This window comes from Marinomonas sp. ef1, assembly GCF_002806845.1.
GTDB lineage: Bacteria > Pseudomonadota > Gammaproteobacteria > Pseudomonadales > Marinomonadaceae > Marinomonas > Marinomonas polaris.
In genome coordinates, this window is the sequence record NZ_NHTT01000001.1 from 63,258 (window position 1) to 81,300 (window position 18,043).

An 18,043-nucleotide genomic window follows, 5' to 3' on the forward strand; every position below is an offset into this window, starting at 1 on the left:
TGATTTTCTTCATAAGCGCATGATTGCTACCTACGCTCGTAATATCGTAAGGCATAGATTGTTTTTGCAGGCTTGAGAGAGGATGTTTTTAACTGACTCTGAAACTCCATAAGGTCGCGCAACTTCGTTTCGTCGAACTGAGTTCATAGTGATGCTGGTTTTTCGTAGGGCGTCATGAGCGAAGCGTGATGCGCCGTTAGGCATTATGGTCAGACAAACATGTTTAATTATTATCTGGGCTTAATTGTTCTTTCGGGAGGGGATGTGGTTGATGCGTGTTGCTGCATTTGTGGCGATTTGCTACAGTTCTTGTATAACACTTAGGAGATTTTATTATGTCTACAGCAAGTATTCGACTTGACCAAGAGCTGGTTGATAAAGCGGCCATCATGGCGAAAGCTTTAAACCGAACAACACCTAAGCAAATTGAGCACTGGGCGAAAATCGGTGAAATGATGGAAGATAACCCAGATTTACCTTATGAATTTGTAAAACAAGCCATCATTGCCAAAGCGGAAAAAGAAGCCGGAAAACTTGAGGAATACAGCTTTGGCTAACATTACTCAAGTTCTTCAAACAACCACATTTAAAAAAGCGGTTAAAAAGCTGCATAAAAACCAAAAAGCGGATCTAGATAATGCAATCAGAGAATTGATTAAAGATCCGCTTCTAGGGCAACAAAAGAAAGGCGATTTATCCTTCCTTCGTGTCTATAAATTTAACATGGTGAAACAACTTACATTACTTGGTTACAGCTACGAAGATGGCACCGTGACACTCGAACTCATGGCGTTAGGTACTCATGAAAACTTTTACCGTGATGTGAAAAATATCATTTGAGCGGATATTGATCATAATGGTTAAGCCAGCTCCAATTTCTTAGACTTGGAAAAAAGGCCTAATCCTAATTGTTACAAAACTCGAAACTCGCAATTGTTCTTCGCATGAGCCCCGAAAAGTAATTCAATTTTGAGCAACCAAACCACAAAACATTTCGCTTACTATTTTCATGTATAACGCTAAGCTTACCAGACTATGTAATCCGGTAGAGTGCCTTGTGATGGAGTACATTTTGGTGCATCATTTGTTCATTATCATTTGAAAAGTTTTAGGTGATGCAATGGAAACAGCACAACTTGAAAGTATTACTAGTGCCGCTATGAACTTGCCTGAGAAAGAGCGTGCTAAACTTGCACATGATCTGGTTGCCAGTTTAGATGGTCCAGCCGATATTAGTGTTGCAGAGGCTTGGGACATTGAAATCTGCCGCAGAATCAATGACATTGAATCAGGCAAAACTGAACTTCTTGATATTAATGAAGCCATTTCACGCGCCAGAGCTCGGATTAGGGGCTGATCTTGAAGGTAAAGATTAGCACGGAAGCTAGCGTAGAATTGACCGAGGCCGCTGCTTGGTACGAACTTGAGATACCCGGTCTGGGAGAGCAGCTCATTACTAGTTTTGAGCAGGCTACGGCAAAGCTCAGCAAACCAAACCCACCGCTCGTACCGGTCATTGGTAAAGCTGCCAAGCTTGGAGCCAAAAAATTGATTCTTCAAAGGTTCCCTTTCTCCTTTGTGACTATAGCAAGTAGTCAAACAATTACGGTCGTTGCTTTCGCCCATCATTCTAGAAAACCCGGCTACTGGCACGATCCTCACCCCATAACCAAGGCGAGAACGTGAACGCTTTTTAAACAGTCAAACTCGATATTATTGCTCAATTTTGAAAATAAATGTATTAGCTTCTATAAAGACAGCGCAAGTCAATGGTATCGCAATAAGTAATGAATTTAGTGAATTTAGGGTCAGATGAAAGGTACTATTTTTCATTTGACCCTAATATACTCATGGCTTTTGATGTCTTGTACAACCGCCTAGACTTCACTGTTTTGAGTGATAAAGTGCTCTTTTTCATCTGACCCCAAAACTCAAAATTATTGATCACCAAGGGCCATGAACGTTCCATTCTTACGTTAACTAATTGTTATTTATATCAAATTTTTGGAGATATCTCAGCATCTGACCCTAATTATTTTAAGGGTTATAACGCCGCATTAAGGTGTGAGCAACGCAGATCACTTAACTTAAAGTATTTGCCGTAAACACTTAAGTTGAATCAAACCGAAAATGCCGAGCGTTAGGGATTCGTCTTAAATACTTTGTTAGTTTGTATTTTGAGGGGGGGAGTAATGATATAGGTAGATATGATTCCCATGATGAGTAAACCTCTGGAAAGTTAAGAGCGCATAGGAAGCAGGGGGAAAAACCACAATCCTAGCAAGAAGAGAGCAGCTCGGAAACCGAGGGAATTAATAGCTTGTTTTAAACCAGATGTTTCTTGATTTACCACTGAGTCATTTTTCTCCATAAGCTGTACCTCGCATTTTCTTCTAAGTGGGCGTCGAACCCTGAATGATTCTACAAATAGTATTTTTAAGTCATAGGCAGTCACCAAAGCGACTACAACGTTTAATACATAACCTGCAATTTCGAACCACTCCCCCGCGCTACCTATGCACTCTAGAAAAGCACAACAATCATATTGATATTTTACCTGAAAATCAATTGCCTGAGTTACCTTTACAAACTAATGCTTGCCTACAGAATGGTGTCGAAGGCCCAATGTAGTATGCGTCGCCGTGTCTGCACTGGTTAGATTTCTTGATTGCCATTGCCAAATAAGTCTGCTTGTGATGTATGCAACTTTTGCGTATGTTTGTAGTTCTTTCCTTGCGGAGTCTCAATGGACTGTCTTTCGTCATATTTACGAATTACAGTTGTCACGACGTAGCCCGTAATCTCGACCTCGCCAACCTCATCTAGCTTTCTAAAGACATTGAGAATGCACTCTAAGCATGTTCCATGCTGAAAGGTGATCTCTTCTCTTAGAACTTGATGCTGGAAGGCCGCATCTTGCATAGTGAAACCAATAACCTGCTCTTCATAAATCCCTTTCCACTTGTAGCGCCCTTCTCGCAATACAGGGCTTACGACTTCAATATTGGCATTCTCAATGATTAACGGCTTGATTGAATGCGAAGTCAATATAAACTCGTAGAAACGAGCACTGGGGACGTTCCTTTCTGGCGTAAGTGGTCTGAGGTTTTGATCTAGATGTGAAATTCCAATTGACTCGACGTTTTCACGGCCGTTTAAGTTTTTATAGAAATTTGACCTTCTTACAACTATTTTCGGCTCTTTTCTCAATATGTGGACAGCGTTGTCTCGAGCAGCATTCTCGATTCTAGGCTCCATGTCACGCAATTCCTGGCGCAGCTTTTCAATTTGGAGTCTTTTCTCCTCAATACTTAGCTCGGTTAGCTCTTTGCTGAGCGCTTCCTCTTCTGATTCATATATCTGAGGTGCAAGAGCTACAAGAATAGCAACTACGGATAGCACAAGACTCAACTGCCCAGAGTTTTCTCCTGCCCATTTCCAAACTTCCCTTAACCCACCTTCTGCAAGTGCTTGAGCATCAATCTGGACAGGCACTCCAAGTGTGGAGGCAACCTCTTGAAAAATTGCGAGCAACTCGGCCTCGCAGCGATTCCGAAGAACGGCATCCATTGAGTGCTCGCGATCTTTCAAATAGTAATGAAGTTCGATCCCCCCAACTGAGGTCATACCATTCTCCTTGTAAATCTAACCCCTCAATAACCGGTGCAGTTTTGCTGCGTCCGGCGCTGTAAGCGCGAAGTTAATTGGTTTGTTATGTTCCATCTCGCTGCTTAATATGCTCTTGCGTTTCAGTTGGAATTAAATCTGCATATAGCTGCTCAAGCTCTTTTGGCTTTGTTAATAGTTCCTCAGCAATAAAGTTCAAGATTCCGAACAGTTTTTGAGCAATATCAGCATTATCTTCTAAGTTTATCTGGCCAGGATGAACAGCATTGTTTCCTACAACTCTAAGTAAATCTAAAGCTTGTTGAATTTTAGGACTAAGACCTTCTGCAACCAATTCTTTGATATCTCCATTGATATTCTTGCCACTCTTACCAACTTGTTCTAATAATTTCTGGAGTGCTAGTCTCAGCAAAGCTGTTGATCCTTTCGGTGAGTCGATAAGAATTGAGGAAGCCTCAAGGTAAAGCGATTTTATATCTTCACTTAAGTCAGCGTTTGGTGGCGGCAGCGTAGTTTTCTTAGGGAAAACAATTTCCTCATTAACCCAAAGTGTAAAATCTTCACACGAGGAGCATGTCGCCACTGCGAAGTCATCAGGAACGAAGTTATAAAAGTTGCTGCTAAATGGTTTTTTAATTTCCTGCAGAAACCTGCTTATTATCTTTTGCGAATAATCATCAATATTTGCTCTGTAATTCAAATAGAGATGGTTAATTATGTTGGTAGCTGTCGAACTTGCATTGTTCGCCGTGAACCACTCTTGGGTAGCAACTGTTTCGCAGTGTGGGCACTGAAATTTCTTACTTCCATGCTCAGGAATCATTATTTACTCCGAAATTTGATAGCACATAATATTTTCATAGTGTGCTTGCGCATCTATACAGTTTTCAATTTCCATGTAAATCCCTATAACACACTGATTTTATGGTACTTTTTTCCATATGGCGATTAATTTTAGATCCGAGCGTGCGGGTTATGCCCTTTATTCACAGCGCGTTATTTCTGCACAGTAGATCCTTATTCATTGATATTAGGAGGCTTTTTTACTTTATACCAGTACAAATACGCAAAACACGACTATTCAAAACTGGCAAACCGAGCCAAAATTTGGCAACCATAAAAATAAACTCTACATACACCCATAAATTGCGTTTCAAAATGTAGTTAAAAAGTGGCAGTTTCTTATCCTAGCCCATAAAAGATTGATTCCCGTCTTCGCGGGCGCTTGTCCCCTTGTGGGGAATGACTTATCTACGTAAGGGCTCATAGTGGAAATAATGAAAGCTTCGCTTTTAACGGCGGATTACGGTCGTGCCTCCCTTATCACGCCCTACGAAAGAGCGGCATCACCGATGAAGTCAGTTCGACGCAATCCTGATTGCGCGACTCTATGGAGCTTCAGAGTCAGTTAAAAATACCCTTTCTTTAGCCTGCAAAAACAATCTATGCCTTTCGACAAAAATCGTCTTGCCAAAACGATAATAAACAAAGTGAATGAGACGTTTAGGCGATAGCCCGATAAAAGATTTTTTGCTTTTCTATTAAATGAAAGCGTTGCATCGGTTGGCAAAAGTTACACGCCAAGCAGGGCGGAATAAAGATTGGGAATGCAAGGCGTTTGAATGGAACGTCAATTCCGCGTCGGGCTGAAGCCGCGACCTACTTCACAATGAAAGCTTCGCTTTCAGCGGCACATTACGCTTCGCTTATGATGCCCTACGACCCCCAGTTTCCATTATGAAGTCAGTTCGACGCGACGAAGTTGCGCGACTCTATGGCGTTTCAGAGTCAGTTAAAAATACCCTTTTTTAAGCCTGCAAAAACAATCTATGCCTTACGATACAAGGAGCGTAGGGGAACAATTATGTACCTATGAAGAAAGTCAGGCATTAAAGATCTTAAAGAGACCTTTTGGTTACTTTTGCGGATCTGGGCAAAAGTTACCCGCCCAGCAGGGCGGAATAAAAGGTTGGGAATACAAAGTGTTTGAATGGAGCATGAATTCCGCGTCGGGCTGAAGCCGCGACCTACAATAAAAGATTCGCTTTCAGCGGCACATTACGCTTCGCTCATGATGCCCTACGCCCCCCAGTTTCCATTATGAAGTCAGTTCGACGCGACGAAGTTGCGCGACTTTATGGAGTTTCAGAGTCATTTTTTGACGAGCTATCTCCCACCGAATAAACAATCTATGCCTTACGATAAAAATCGTCTTATCAAACTTAATAATAAACAAAGTGAATCAGACGTTTGGGCGATAGCCCGATAAAAGATTTTTTGGTTACTTTTGCATCGATTGGCAAAAGTTACACGCCCAGCAGGGCGGCATAAAAGGTTGGGAATACAAAGCGTTTGAATGGAACCAAAGAAAACAAAAAAAAGCCCCGCAGGGCGGGGCTATAAAACTAGGGAGTGACTTCGATAAGGTCACGTGCTGCTTTTACACAGCATTCTGATCTGGTGCTGCATTAAGAAATGCAACACCAAACGCAGACTGTTTTCCCGTTACGCCATGTCTGGTATTACTGCGATGTAACGGGAAGATTTCTTTAAATGGCTTTGTTGTTCAATTCGGTATTTTTCAATACTTCATCAAGGTGTAGCCAGGTTTCGATGACGGTGTCTGGGTTAAGAGACATGCTTTCGATACCTTGCGCTACAAGCCAGTCGGCGAAGTCGGCGTGGTCAGATGGGCCTTGGCCACAGATACCAACGTATTTACCTTGTTCGCGACAGGCGGTGATCGCCATTTTTAGCAGTTTTTTGACTGCTGGATTGCGTTCGTCGAATTTGTCTGCGATTAATCCTGAGTCGCGGTCAAGTCCAAGTGTTAGTTGGGTTAAATCGTTTGAACCGATTGAGAAGCCGTCGAAGTATTGTAGGAACTCGTCTGCCAGTAGGGCGTTAGACGGAAGTTCGCACATCATGATGACTTTTAGGCCGTTTTCACCGCGAGCTAAGCCTTGTTCCGCAAGCAGTTCGGTAACTTGTTGCGCTTCTTCCAAGGTACGAACAAATGGGATCATAATTTGTACGTTGGTTAAGCCCATTTCGTTACGAACGCGGCGGATGGCTTCACATTCTAGAGCGAAGCAATCGCGGAACGAGGCGTCGATGTAACGCGCGGCGCCACGGAAGCCAAGCATTGGGTTTTCTTCGTCTGGTTCAAACAACGGACCACCAACAAGGTTGTGGTATTCGTTTGATTTGAAGTCGGACAAGCGCACGATGACTGGTTTTTTAGAGAAAGAGCAAGCCAGCGTTGCGACGCCTTCGACCAGTTTGTCGACGTAGAATTCCACTGGGCTGTTGTAGCCGGCGATGCGGTGGTTGATTTCTTCTTGCAGCGCTGGTGTCATTTCTGCGTAGTTCAGCAAGGCTTTCGGGTGAATGCCGATCATGCGGTTGATGATGAATTCTAATCGCGCCAAGCCAATACCTGCGTTTGGTAGCATGGCAAAGTCGAAGGCGCGGTTTGGGTTACCCACGTTCATCATGATTTTTACTGGCAATTCTGGCATGTTGCCTACTTCAGAGGTGATGATGTCGAATGGCAGTTCGCCTTGGTAAACAAAGCCCATGTCGCCTTGCGAGCAAGATACGGTGACTATTTGGCCATCTTTCAATACATCTGTTGCGTCGCCACAACCAACGACTGCTGGAATACCTAGTTCACGTGCGATGATCGCTGCGTGACAAGTACGGCCACCACGGTTGGTCACAATAGCAGAAGCGCGCTTCATGATAGGTTCCCAATCTGGATCGGTAATGTCGGTAACCAGAACGTCGCCCGGTTGGATGCGATCCATTTCGGTAATAGAGGACAATACTTTCACTGCGCCTGTGCCGATTTTGTGACCAATGGCGCGGCCGGTGATCATGACCTGAGAGGTTTTCTTTAGATTGTAACGTTCCATGCTTTGGGCATTGGCTTGGCTACGAACGGTTTCTGGACGCGCTTGAACAATATAGATTTTGCCGTCGATGCCGTCTTTCGCCCACTCAATGTCCATAGGACGTTTGTAGTGTTTTTCAATGATGCAGGCTTGGCGAGCAAGATCTTGAATCTCGTCGTTAGTCAGTGCAAAACGGTTTTGGTCATCCAAAGCGACTGGAACGATTTTAACGAATTCTTCGCTGCCCGCTTCGGCGTATTCCATTTTTTGTGCTTTGCTGCCTAGGCTCTTACGAACAACAGAAGGGCGGTTTGCAGCCAGTGTTGGTTTGTGTACGTAGTATTCATCAGGGTTGACGGTGCCTTGTACAACCATTTCACCAAGGCCATAAGCGGCAGTTATGAAAACCACTTCGTCAAAGCCAGATTCCGTGTCTAGAGTGAACAGCACGCCAGAAGCGCCGATGTCACTGCGTACCATTTTTTGAATACCTGCGGACAAAGACACTCCTTGGTGTTCAAAGCCTTGGTGAACGCGGTAAGAAATCGCACGGTCGTTAAATAGGGAAGCAAAAACGCGTTTGATAGAGGCTTTGATGTCTGCCAAGCCTTTCACGTTTAGGAAAGTTTCTTGTTGGCCTGCAAAAGACGCATCTGGCAAATCTTCTGCTGTAGCAGAAGAGCGCACTGCAAATGATGTATCGTCTGCGTTGTCGTCACAAAGTGTTGCGAAAGCTGCTTCGATTTCTTGGTCAAATTCTGCTGAGAAAGTGGCGTCTTCAATCCATTGGCGAATCTTTACGCCAGTTTCAGCAAGGGCGTGAACATCGTCCACATCCAATGCGTCTAGTGCTTGATGGATTTTTTCGTCAAGGCCGCTTTCTGTGATGAAGCTTTGATAAGCATAGGAAGTAGTTGCGAAACCGTTAGGTACTTGAATACCAAGGTCTGTCAGGTTGGAAATCATTTCACCTAAAGAGGCGTTTTTCCCGCCTACTTCACCGACATCTTCCATATGAAGATCTTTAAACCACTTAATAAATTTGCTCACAAGAGACTCCAATTATTTTTTTCTTATTAAAAGAATTTGGCTGGTTGGCCAAAAGATGGCTGGTTTGCCAAGTGGACTTCAGACGCTCATCAAATTGCTGTGTGCTCTTGTCAAAGCGCTTGGTCTGAGTTCATTGTATGTAGGGTAGTTGCTTTGAATAAAATCGATTATTCGATGTAGTTTTATTTCAATCGAAAAAACGAATGTCGTTAGATAACAACAAAAATGGGAAAAAACGCATGAAAGTGTATTTTGTATCAGACGGGACAGCGATCACGGCTGAGGTATTTGGGTCAGCAATGTTGTCGTTTTTTGATGTGGCGGTAGAGACCAAAAGTGTGCCTTTCTTGGGCACCAAAGATCAGGCAGAAGGCTTGAAGCAACAGATCAATTTGGAAGTGCAGCAAGGTGTTGCTTTGCTGGTATTTTATACTATTTCCGATGTGGCAATCCGCGAGATTATCGATTCTTGTAATTGCCATTGTTACAATTTGTTTGGTGATTTGTTGTCGCCGATTGAGCAAGCCTTAGGTGTCAAGGCTCAGCCGACAGCACAAAAAGCTCATGGTATGAAAGAGGGCGTTTACGATGGTCGAATAGACGCTATTAACTATGCTTTGGCGAATGATGACGGGGCTTCAGTGAAGAATTTTGCCGAGGCAGATATTATCTTGCTGGGAGTGTCTCGCTCTGGCAAAACGCCAACCAGTTTGTATTTGGCGATGCAGTACGGTATCAAGGCAGCAAACTATCCGATCACTGAAGATGATTTTTCCACGCCCGGTTTGCCTAAGGTGTTAAAGGATCATAAGAAGAAGCTGTTTGGTTTAACCATAGAAGCTCAGCGCTTACATGAGATTCGTACTGGTCGAATGGCGGCAAGTAAGTATGCCTCGGCTCGTCAATGTCGCTATGAAGTAGACGAAGTGGAGTCTTTATATCGCCAAGAACGCATTCCTTTTTTGAATTCGACAAAACTGTCTGTGGAAGAAATTTCCACCAAAGTGATGGCTGAAATGAATTTGGTGCGTCATAGGCAATAAAAATGCTTGGCGGAATGATCAGATAATTCGATGGGTTCATTGTTTTTGCTTGAAATTTAGACAATTAAGTAATGAAAATATTTCGCTTAGGCTAAAATGGCATTACAAATGCTTGTAAAAGACAGACAAATATCGAGTCATAAGGGCTATTTGTTGTGTAATTACCAAATTAACTCGAAGAGAGTGTGCAGATAATGCTAAGAGCTACGCTAACTTCGAGAGTATTTGGTGAATATGCTCTATAATAACGATTAATTGAGCGCGACAGTGACTCGGCAAAAGTGGCTTATTAGAAGTGACTTGCCAGAAATGGCTTATCAGAAGTGATAGCGAGTACTGCAAATGTTCTAAATAGTGAGATGTTCATATTTCTATTTTATAAAAGGGCGTCTTATTGAAAAAACCAAGGATAAAAATACATTGAGTAATAAAAAAATTAACGATCCACACATGCAGCGAGAAGCGTCTAAGTACGATAACCCCGTACCAAGCCGTGAATTCATTCTAGAGTTTCTTGCCACCCAAAATAAAAGCATGGGTCATTTAGATTTATGCAAAGAGTTTTCGCTGACTGGCGAAGACGAAATCGAAGCCCTCCGTCGTCGTCTCATCGCTATGTGTCGAGACAATCAAATGACTAGCAACCAAAATGACGAATACTCGCCGATTTTAGAAAGTGACCTAATTGAAGGTTACGTTCAAGGCAATAAAGAAGGTCATGGTTTCTTGTTGCGTCAAAGTGATGACGATATTTTCCTATCTGCCCGTCAAATGCAGAACGTGATGGATGGCGATAAAGTAAAAGTACGTCTTTCTGGACGTAGTGTTAAAGGTCGCTTAGATGGTGTGGTTGTTGAAGTCATAGAGCGAAAGCACAGCCAATTGGTTGGCCGCTACTATGAAGAAAGCCGCACTGCTTTCGTTACACCAGAAAATCCACGTATTGCCCAAGATATCCTGATCACCACAGAATCTGGTTTAACACCAACACATGGTCAATATGTATTAGCAGAAATCGTTACCTACGCTGAGCGCGGCAAACCAGCTCAAGGTTTAGTTAAAAAAGTTCTTGGCGACTTTATGGCGCCAGGCGTTGAGATCGAAGTGGCGATGCACCGTTATGAAATTCCTAACGAGTGGCCAGCAGCAGTCGAAAAGCAAATCAAAAATTTCAAAACAGAAGTCGCAGAAGAAGACAAAGAACATCGTGTTGATTTACGTGATACGCCTTTTGTTACTATCGATGGCGAAGATGCACGTGACTTTGATGACGCGGTGTATTGTGAAAAAACACCGGGTGGTTGGAAGCTGTTTGTTGCCATTGCCGACGTTTCTCATTATGTGAAGAAAGACACGGCACTAGATGAAGAAGCCATTGTGCGTGGTAACTCGGTCTATTTCCCAGGTCGCGTTATACCTATGTTGCCGGAAGTCTTGTCGAATGGTTTGTGTTCACTTAACCCAGACGTGGATCGTTTGGCGATGGTAGCCGAAGTATCCTTGACTACTAAAGGCAAGATGCGCGGCTTCAAGTTTTATGAAGGCATTATTCGTTCTCATGCTCGTCTAACATACAGCAAAGTCGCGAAAATGATCGACGATGAGCCAGAAGAGCAAGGTATTGAGCTACGTGAACGTTATGCATCTATTGTGTCGCATATCGATGACTTAAAAGGTTTGTATCATGTCTTGAAGGGGTCTCGTGATGAACGTGGTGCGATGGAATTCGATACCATCGAAACTCGCATGGTGTTTGACGAGAATTCTAAGATTGAACACATTATTCCGGTTGAACGTAACGACGCTCATAAGCTGATTGAAGAATGTATGTTGTGCGCCAACGTGGCGGCAGCAGAGTTGTTGATTAGCGCAGATTTGCCAGCCTTGTACCGTGTTCACGAAGGGCCAAAAGACGACCGTTTGTTAACCTTGCGTACTTACCTTGCTTTGCTGGGTTTAGAGCTAACTGGTGGCACTAAGCCAACACCAGCAGATTACGCGGCATTATCTGAAAGCATTAAAGAGCGTGCGGACGTTCGTAGTATTCAAACAATGATGCTGCGTTCTATGTCTCAGGCTGTGTATCAAGCGGATAACTTGGGCCACTTTGGTTTGAATTACGAAGCTTATACTCACTTTACGTCGCCAATTCGTCGTTACCCAGATTTGTTGGTTCACCGCGCGATTCGTTATTTGATTCGTGGTGAAGGCCGTCCAACTGTGCGTCAGGCGCATCGTGTGGCAGGCAGCCCAGAACTAAAAGAACGTAAAATCTACGGTTACACTCATGCGGATATGGATGGTTTAGGGGATTCTTGTTCCTTGACTGAACGTCGCGCTGACGAAGCAACTCGTGATGTAGAAGCTTGGTTGAAATGCCAGTATGTTGAACAGCACTTGGGCGAACCGTTTGAAGGTGTCGTTACCGCAGTGACTTCGTTTGGTTTATTCGTTGAGCTGCAAGGTTTGTTTGTCGATGGTTTGGTGCATATTTCAGGGCTTGGACAAGATTATTTTGTTCACGACATGGAGCATCAGGCGATTATTGGTGAACGAACTGGTCGTGTATTCCGCCTTGGCGATACGTTGAAAGTTCGAGTATCTAGTGTGAACTTGGAGCAACGTAAGATTGATCTGAGTTTGGATGAAAGCGCAGCGCGTCAACCACGTAAAAAAGTGGAACGTAATGAAATGACCGAACTTGAAATGCAATTGGCTCAGTTGCCGCCTATTGAGTTGGGTGGTCGTCCTAAGCCGAAGTCCGCTGCAAAAGTGGAAGGCGATAAGTCTAAAGACGGCAAATCAGCAAAAGATGGCAAAGAGTCGGATGGCAAGGCAAAGAAAAAACGTCGTCCACCCGTTTCAAAAGGCAAACGCATTAGACAGAAGAAATCGTCTTCTGCCGCGGCAGCGAGCGGTAAACCAGCTTCTGCAGCAGCGAAAAAGCCGAAGAAGCCAAAAAAGCCGAAAAAGAATAATGCTAAGCCAAAAGCAAAAGACTGATCAGAAGCTGTGAACTGGGCTTTATAGATGAATAACTTTCTAGATAAGTAAAAGGGGGCGTATGCCCCCAAATTAATAGAGTAAAAGATGTCAGATTTAGAATGGATATACGGCATACATGCCGTGGAAAATGCGTTGAACCAACAGCCAGAACGTATCAAAGAGGTGCGTTTTCAAGAAGGCCGTGACGATAAGAAAACTCAGCGTTTAATGCAGCTTTGTAAAGCCAATAAAGTGCGTCATAGCGTTGTTGCCCGCCGCGATCTCGATCAGTTGTTTACCTCAAATAAAGATCGTGTGGTTCACCAAGGTGTTGTCGCTTATACCACGATGAACAAAGCAGGTAATGAAGCGGACTTGCATACACTAGTCGCTGGTTTAGATGAAACGCCGCTGATTATTATTCTAGATGGCGTGACGGATCCGCATAACTTGGGAGCTTGTTTGCGTAGTGCTGACGCAGCTGGTGCTCATGCGGTTGTCATGCCAAAAGACAATTCTGCGCCATTGAATGCAACGGTAAGCAAAGTAGCTTGCGGTGCTGCAGAAAGTATTCCTGTTTATGCGGTGACCAACCTTGCTCGCACCATGAAGAAGTTGCAAGACCAAGGTGTCTGGATCTTTGGCACGGCTGGCGAAGCGACACAAACTATTTATGAGCAAGACTTAACCATTCCGACAGCCATTGTTATGGGCGCGGAAGGTGATGGCATGCGTCGTTTGACTCGTGAGCAATGTGATTATCTAGTGAAACTGCCTATGGCTGGTGTGGTTTCTAGTTTGAATGTGTCTGTAGCGACAGGTGTTTGTCTCTACGAAGTAGTGCGTCAGCGCGCTGTTAAGGCCAAAGGTTAAGGGGCATCAAGCCTTGTTTAAGCAATTTAGTATTCCGGCACCTTCGGCAATTATTGCCGAAGAGTTACAACACAAAATTGATAACAAAACTAAGCCGTTTGGCGCGCTAGGAGAGTTGGAAAGCATTGCTTTTCAGCTTGGGAAGATTCAGCAAACGTTAACGCCTGATACGTCAAAACCTAAGATGATCATCTTTGCCGCTGATCATGGTGTTGTCGCTCAGGGCATTAGTTTGTTTCCTCAAGAAGTGACACCGCAAATGGTGATGAACTTCTTGATGGGTGGTGCCGCCGTGAGTGTTTTCTGCGATCAACATAAGGTACCGTTGCGAATAGTTGATGTGGGTGTTAATGCAGAATTAGCTGCGCATCCTTTATTAGGTGCGCGCAAAGTAGCCTTTTCATCTCAGGACTTTAGTCAACAAGCCGCAATGACAACGCAGCAGTTAGAAAAAGCGATTCAAGCGGGTGTTGACGAAGCCAATCTTGCTATTGATGATGGCGTGAACTTGTTGATGTTTGGTGAAATGGGCATTGGCAATACCTGTGTATCTTCTTGCATGATGACGGCGTTAATTGGTGTGAGCGCTGCCGACAGTGCTGGACGCGGAACAGGATTGGATCAGGCTGGTGTTTCTCATAAAGCTCAGGTGATTGAGCAATCATTAAAACGTGCCGAGCAAGAAACCGGACAGCCAATGGCAAATTGGAGCGCCCAAACCCTTGCTGAGCAGGTAGGGGGCTTTGAAATTTTGGCGATGGCAGGTGCGATGTTGCAGTCTGCACAGCGCCAGACGGCCTTCGTGGTGGATGGTTTTATCTGTTCAGTGGCTTTGCTGTTTGCACAAAAAGTTGCCCCGAATGTGCGTGAATATGCGATTTTTGCTCATCAATCAAATGAAAAAGCTCATAAGTTGCTGCTCGATCATTTGAATGCGGAACCTATTTTGTCTTTGGACCTGCGTTTGGGCGAAGGTTCTGGTGCTATTTTAGCTTATCCATTAATCAACAGCGCGTGTCTGTTTTTGAATAAGATGGCGAGCTTTGAAAGTGCAGGCGTGAGTGATTCTAAATAGATTTCGTTCGAATAGACTACTGGCCAATAGAAACAAATAACTAGATAAGCAGAAATAAAATGAAAGGCATGATTATTGGCCCTTATTGGCAAGGCTTTAAACGTAGCCTTGTCACCTATACTCGAATCCCTCTGAAAGTGGATTGGAGTGATGATATAAAGCACATCCCAGCGGTGTGCTTTTTACCATGGATCGGTTTGGTTGTTGGTCTACTGAGCGCTTGGCCATTATGGTTTGATTGGTCAACGTCGTTGCAAGCTCTATTTATGTTGTTAACCGCGGTGTTATTAACCGGTGGATTTCACGAAGATGGTTTGATGGACAGCTGTGATGGGTTGATTGGTGGCTGGGACAAAGAGCAACGCTTGTCGATCATGAAAGATTCGCGCATTGGAAGCTATGCTGCCTTGTCTATTTGGTTTTCTTTGTCGTTAAAATGGGTGCTGCTGAGCGAATTATTGCAGGTGATTCCTGATTCGTTTCTAGGCTTTGTTTACACCTTAAGTGGTTGGTGTGTTGTACATGTTATCGCTAGATTCATACCTATCGTGCTAATGAATACACTAGATTATGTGACCATGGGGCAAAGCAAGGCATCTAGCATGATTGCTGAGTTGAATCCTAGTCAGTGGCTGGTGGCGTTGGTGCCATGTTTATTGGTTGGTGTGTTGGCGTTTAATTTGTTTGATTTGATTCTTACCTTTATTTTTGCCGCCGTTTTAGTCTTTTTGATGCGCCTGTATTTACGTAAAAAAATTGATGGCTTTAATGGTGATACCTTAGGTGCGAGTGAACAGATAGGTGAAATATTTGTTGTCTTATGTCTGTTGGTATCTTATTCATGAAGCTTTATTTGATTCGACATCCAAGGCCAGAGGTTAAGAAAGGTCTGTGTTACGGTGATATGGATGTACCACTTGCCGATGGTTGGGAAGAGGGAGCACAAGCATTAAAAAATGCTTTGTCGATTGAATTTGATGGTGAGTCGAATGTATGTTTTCACAGTCCATTAAGCCGAGCAGCACGATTAGCTGAACATATTGGTGATGGCAAATCACAAGTTGTTGAAGCACTAAAAGAACTGGATTTTGGTGATTGGGAAGGATTGTGTTGGCAAGATATTCCAAAGCAAGAAATAGATCTGTGGGCTGACGACATTGTGCTCTCCGCGCCTTATAATGGTGAATCGCTGCAAGTTGTAGCTGATCGCGTTTGGCGATGGTGGCTATCGGTGAAAGATATGCCGATGGAGAATTGTGTATTGGTTGCCCATTCTGGTGTCATCAAGGTATTTGTCAGCATGCTCTGTCAGTGGCCTTTGGATCAATGTCACCGAATAGATGTGGGCTTCAGTAGTTTGACGGAGTTTTTCATTCAGGGAGATTTGGTTATGTTAAAGCGTTTGGGTGCTGGTGACTGGGTATCTAGTCAATAACGGGTGCTTTTTAATGTTGGATTTGGTATTCGCCAAATCGTCTTAGGTTCGATTGAGAAAAAATAAAAAATGTTGCTATATCTTTTGGGTATGTTTGGGATTGCCGCGTTTGCAATCACAGGGGTTATTTCGTCCGGTAAAAAAGACATGGATCTTTTTAGCGTGGTATTCCTTGGTATGGTGACATCCTTGGGTGGTGGTACGATTCGAGACACGGTGCTATCTGTTGAAACAGTTTATTGGGTAAAAGACACGTCTTACTTATGGGTGGCGTTTTTGTCTTCAACCTTGGCGTTTTTTACGGTTCGATTCATCGAAGATAGACAAACCGTTTTTCATTATGCTGATTCATTTGGTTTGGCTCTTTTTACAGTTGTTGCAACGGAAAAAGTGCTGAACCTAGGTTTCCCGCCAACCATTGCTATTACTATGGGTATTATCACTGGTGTGGCTGGCGGCATTATTCGCGATGTTTTGAGTCATCGTCCGCCTTTGGTTTTAGGACGAGAGTTTTACGCAACCCCAGCATTTTTAGGTGCTTTGTTATTAGTACTACTTGAAAAAAACGTACCGACACATGAGTTTAACTCGATTTACGCGGTAGCTTTAGTCTTTATACTAAGGGTGTTCGCGATACATAAAGATTTGTATTACCCAAGTTGGTTGTTGTACAAGAAAAAGTAGTACAAGAAAAAACAGTACAAGAAAAAACAGTACAAGAAAAAACAGTACAAAAAAATGACATTAAAGAGACAAATTATGACGGATCCTTCTCCTGAACAAAAAGTCACAGAGCAACATGTAGAACAAGCAGAAAAGAACGAAGCGCGCTTGTTGAAGAAAAAGGCGGTTGTTGATCAACGTATTGCTGCGGCAACGGAAGAGCGTGGCGTAACCATTTTATTAACTGGTAATGGCAAAGGTAAAAGCTCTAGCGCCTTTGGTACCATGGCTCGTGCTTTGGGTCATGGGCAAAAAAGTGCGGTGATTCAGTTTATAAAAGGGCGCAAGGCGACTGGCGAACAATTGTTCTTTGGCTCTCATCCATTAGTTGATTTTCATGTCATGGGGCATGGTTTTACGTGGGAAACACGTAATCCAGAGTTGGAAAAAGAAGCTGCTGAACAAGCGTGGGCCTTGGCTAAGAGTGTTTTGTCTGATCCCAGTGTGCATTTTGTTTTGTTGGATGAAATCACCTACATGTATAAATATGGCTATTTAAACGAAGACGATTTGATTGCCGCATTGAATTCTCGTCCAGCTCATCAAAACGTAATGATGACAGGGCGTACAGCACCACGCGTTTTGTTAGACAGTGTTGATACGCACAGTAAAATTGCCAATGAACGTCACGCTTTTGCAAATGGCGTAAAAGCTCAAGTTGGAATTGAATGGTAGTTCGCATCGCGAGCTACTTTTTCTGATTCATTTTATTTCCCTCTCTTTACCTTTCTTTTTTGTCTACGACTTTGATCTAACCTGATCCTTCATAATGTAAAAAATGCGTTCAAATGAGATTTATTCTCAAATTAGCTGGATTTTTTAAAATTCTTTTACGATAATGATTCTCATTAAGTTCTATTTGCTATCATAACATATCGTGGAGGAAACAATGCAAGACTGGGAGCGTTTAACGAGACAAGCTAACCGGGCTTATTCAAATCATGCTTTTACTGATGCTGTGGATTTAAATCGACAGGCATTGATGCAAGCAGAGCGTTCATTCGATGAGGATTTTTATCGAGATGCTGAATCTGCTGTGGCAGCTGCTGCCGTGAGTTTTTTGAATATTGCCGAATCTTATACTGCCTTGGGTGACTTTATTTCCGCCAACACTCAATTTGAAAGTGCGGTAAATTTCTTACAAACCATTATTACCCGACCTGATATGGATGATGAACAGCGTGATCTCATTATGAGAACGGCAACTCATATTCGTTTTGAATGGGAGCTGTTTACTCAGAGTTATAGCAAGGAGGTTTCTGCGCAAAGTAGAGCATTGATGCAGTCGTTGACTAATGCAGTGTCTATATCAACTGCTGTGATGCGTCATTAATTG

At 43.4% G+C, this 18,043-nt stretch carries 18 protein-coding genes; 15 read left to right on the top strand and 3 right to left on the bottom strand.

Annotation, left to right across the window (positions count from 1 at the left end):
• Nucleotides 1–335: 335 nt before the first annotated feature.
• The 5 genes from CCS02_RS00300 to CCS02_RS22095 all read left to right on the top strand — a co-directional run bounded on the left by CCS02_RS00300 (nucleotide 336) and on the right by CCS02_RS22095 (nucleotide 2,631).
• Nucleotides 336–557 carry a TA system antitoxin ParD family protein gene (locus CCS02_RS00300; RefSeq protein ID WP_100635245.1) on the top strand — a complete coding sequence of 74 codons (222 nt, stop codon included), beginning with the start codon at nucleotides 336–338 and terminating at the stop codon, nucleotides 555–557.
• Complete coding sequence (locus tag CCS02_RS00305; protein WP_012069113.1) at nucleotides 550–840, top strand: type II toxin-antitoxin system RelE/ParE family toxin; 291 nt, start codon at nucleotides 550–552, stop codon at nucleotides 838–840. Before CCS02_RS00300 ends, CCS02_RS00305 begins: the two co-directional genes overlap by 8 nt.
• 280 nt (nucleotides 841–1,120) lie before the next feature.
• The gene (locus CCS02_RS00310; protein ID WP_100635246.1) at nucleotides 1,121–1,357 is read left to right on the top strand and encodes an addiction module protein; all 237 of its coding nucleotides are present in this window, start codon (nucleotides 1,121–1,123) and stop codon (nucleotides 1,355–1,357) included.
• Between the two features lie 2 nt (nucleotides 1,358–1,359).
• Nucleotides 1,360–1,686: a hypothetical protein gene (locus CCS02_RS00315; RefSeq protein ID WP_100635247.1), complete on the top strand. Its 327-nt coding sequence runs from the start codon at nucleotides 1,360–1,362 to the stop codon at nucleotides 1,684–1,686.
• Between the two features lie 729 nt (nucleotides 1,687–2,415).
• Entirely contained in the window at nucleotides 2,416–2,631 is a 216-nt protein-coding gene (locus CCS02_RS22095) for a hypothetical protein (RefSeq protein WP_157807956.1), read from the top strand.
• Between the two features lie 24 nt (nucleotides 2,632–2,655).
• Here the strand turns inward: CCS02_RS22095 and CCS02_RS00320 are convergent, their stop codons facing one another.
• Both CCS02_RS00320 and CCS02_RS00325 read right to left on the bottom strand, forming a co-directional pair.
• Nucleotides 2,656–3,627, bottom strand: a complete 972-nt coding sequence (locus CCS02_RS00320; RefSeq protein ID WP_100635248.1) for a hypothetical protein — start codon at nucleotides 3,625–3,627, stop codon at nucleotides 2,656–2,658.
• A gap of 85 nt (nucleotides 3,628–3,712) precedes the next feature.
• A complete protein-coding gene (locus CCS02_RS00325; protein WP_100635249.1) occupies nucleotides 3,713–4,450 on the bottom strand; it encodes a DUF4145 domain-containing protein in 738 nt (245 codons plus the stop codon).
• A gap of 454 nt (nucleotides 4,451–4,904) precedes the next feature.
• Between CCS02_RS00325 and CCS02_RS22425 the strand changes: the two genes are divergently transcribed.
• Entirely contained in the window at nucleotides 4,905–5,039 is a 135-nt protein-coding gene (locus CCS02_RS22425) for a hypothetical protein (RefSeq protein ID WP_269800412.1), read from the top strand.
• Between the two features lie 1,137 nt (nucleotides 5,040–6,176).
• Here CCS02_RS22425 and ppsA read toward each other — a convergent pair.
• Nucleotides 6,177–8,573: a phosphoenolpyruvate synthase gene (gene ppsA, locus CCS02_RS00330; RefSeq protein ID WP_100635250.1), complete on the bottom strand. Its 2,397-nt coding sequence runs from the start codon at nucleotides 8,571–8,573 to the stop codon at nucleotides 6,177–6,179.
• Nucleotides 8,574–8,812: 239 nt separating this feature from the next.
• On the opposite strand from ppsA, the gene CCS02_RS00335 reads away from it, so the two are divergent.
• The 9 genes from CCS02_RS00335 (at nucleotide 8,813) to CCS02_RS00375 (ending at nucleotide 18,040) form a co-directional block, all read left to right on the top strand.
• A complete protein-coding gene (locus tag CCS02_RS00335) occupies nucleotides 8,813–9,616 on the top strand; it encodes a pyruvate, water dikinase regulatory protein (protein WP_072838054.1) in 804 nt (267 codons plus the stop codon).
• Between the two features lie 450 nt (nucleotides 9,617–10,066).
• Nucleotides 10,067–12,619 (top strand): ribonuclease R, encoded by a 2,553-nt coding sequence (gene rnr / locus CCS02_RS00340; protein WP_232728798.1) that lies wholly within the window; start codon nucleotides 10,067–10,069, stop codon nucleotides 12,617–12,619.
• 87 nt (nucleotides 12,620–12,706) lie between these two features.
• The gene (gene rlmB / locus CCS02_RS00345) at nucleotides 12,707–13,474 is read left to right on the top strand and encodes a 23S rRNA (guanosine(2251)-2'-O)-methyltransferase RlmB (RefSeq protein ID WP_072837750.1); all 768 of its coding nucleotides are present in this window, start codon (nucleotides 12,707–12,709) and stop codon (nucleotides 13,472–13,474) included.
• Nucleotides 13,475–13,487: 13 nt separating this feature from the next.
• Complete coding sequence (cobT, locus tag CCS02_RS00350; RefSeq protein WP_100635252.1) at nucleotides 13,488–14,549, top strand: nicotinate-nucleotide--dimethylbenzimidazole phosphoribosyltransferase; 1,062 nt, start codon at nucleotides 13,488–13,490, stop codon at nucleotides 14,547–14,549.
• Nucleotides 14,550–14,608: 59 nt separating this feature from the next.
• Nucleotides 14,609–15,394, top strand: coding sequence for an adenosylcobinamide-GDP ribazoletransferase (locus CCS02_RS00355; RefSeq protein ID WP_100635253.1), 786 nt, complete (start codon nucleotides 14,609–14,611; stop codon nucleotides 15,392–15,394).
• A complete protein-coding gene (locus CCS02_RS00360; RefSeq protein ID WP_072838055.1) occupies nucleotides 15,391–15,984 on the top strand; it encodes a histidine phosphatase family protein in 594 nt (197 codons plus the stop codon). Before CCS02_RS00355 ends, CCS02_RS00360 begins: the two co-directional genes overlap by 4 nt.
• Nucleotides 15,985–16,053: 69 nt before the next feature.
• Complete coding sequence (locus tag CCS02_RS00365; protein ID WP_072837753.1) at nucleotides 16,054–16,668, top strand: trimeric intracellular cation channel family protein; 615 nt, start codon at nucleotides 16,054–16,056, stop codon at nucleotides 16,666–16,668.
• Nucleotides 16,669–16,743: 75 nt separating this feature from the next.
• The gene (gene cobO, locus CCS02_RS00370; RefSeq protein WP_100187389.1) at nucleotides 16,744–17,382 is read left to right on the top strand and encodes a cob(I)yrinic acid a,c-diamide adenosyltransferase; all 639 of its coding nucleotides are present in this window, start codon (nucleotides 16,744–16,746) and stop codon (nucleotides 17,380–17,382) included.
• 214 nt (nucleotides 17,383–17,596) lie between these two features.
• Nucleotides 17,597–18,040: a hypothetical protein gene (locus CCS02_RS00375; protein ID WP_100635254.1), complete on the top strand. Its 444-nt coding sequence runs from the start codon at nucleotides 17,597–17,599 to the stop codon at nucleotides 18,038–18,040.
• Nucleotides 18,041–18,043 lie beyond the last annotated feature (3 nt).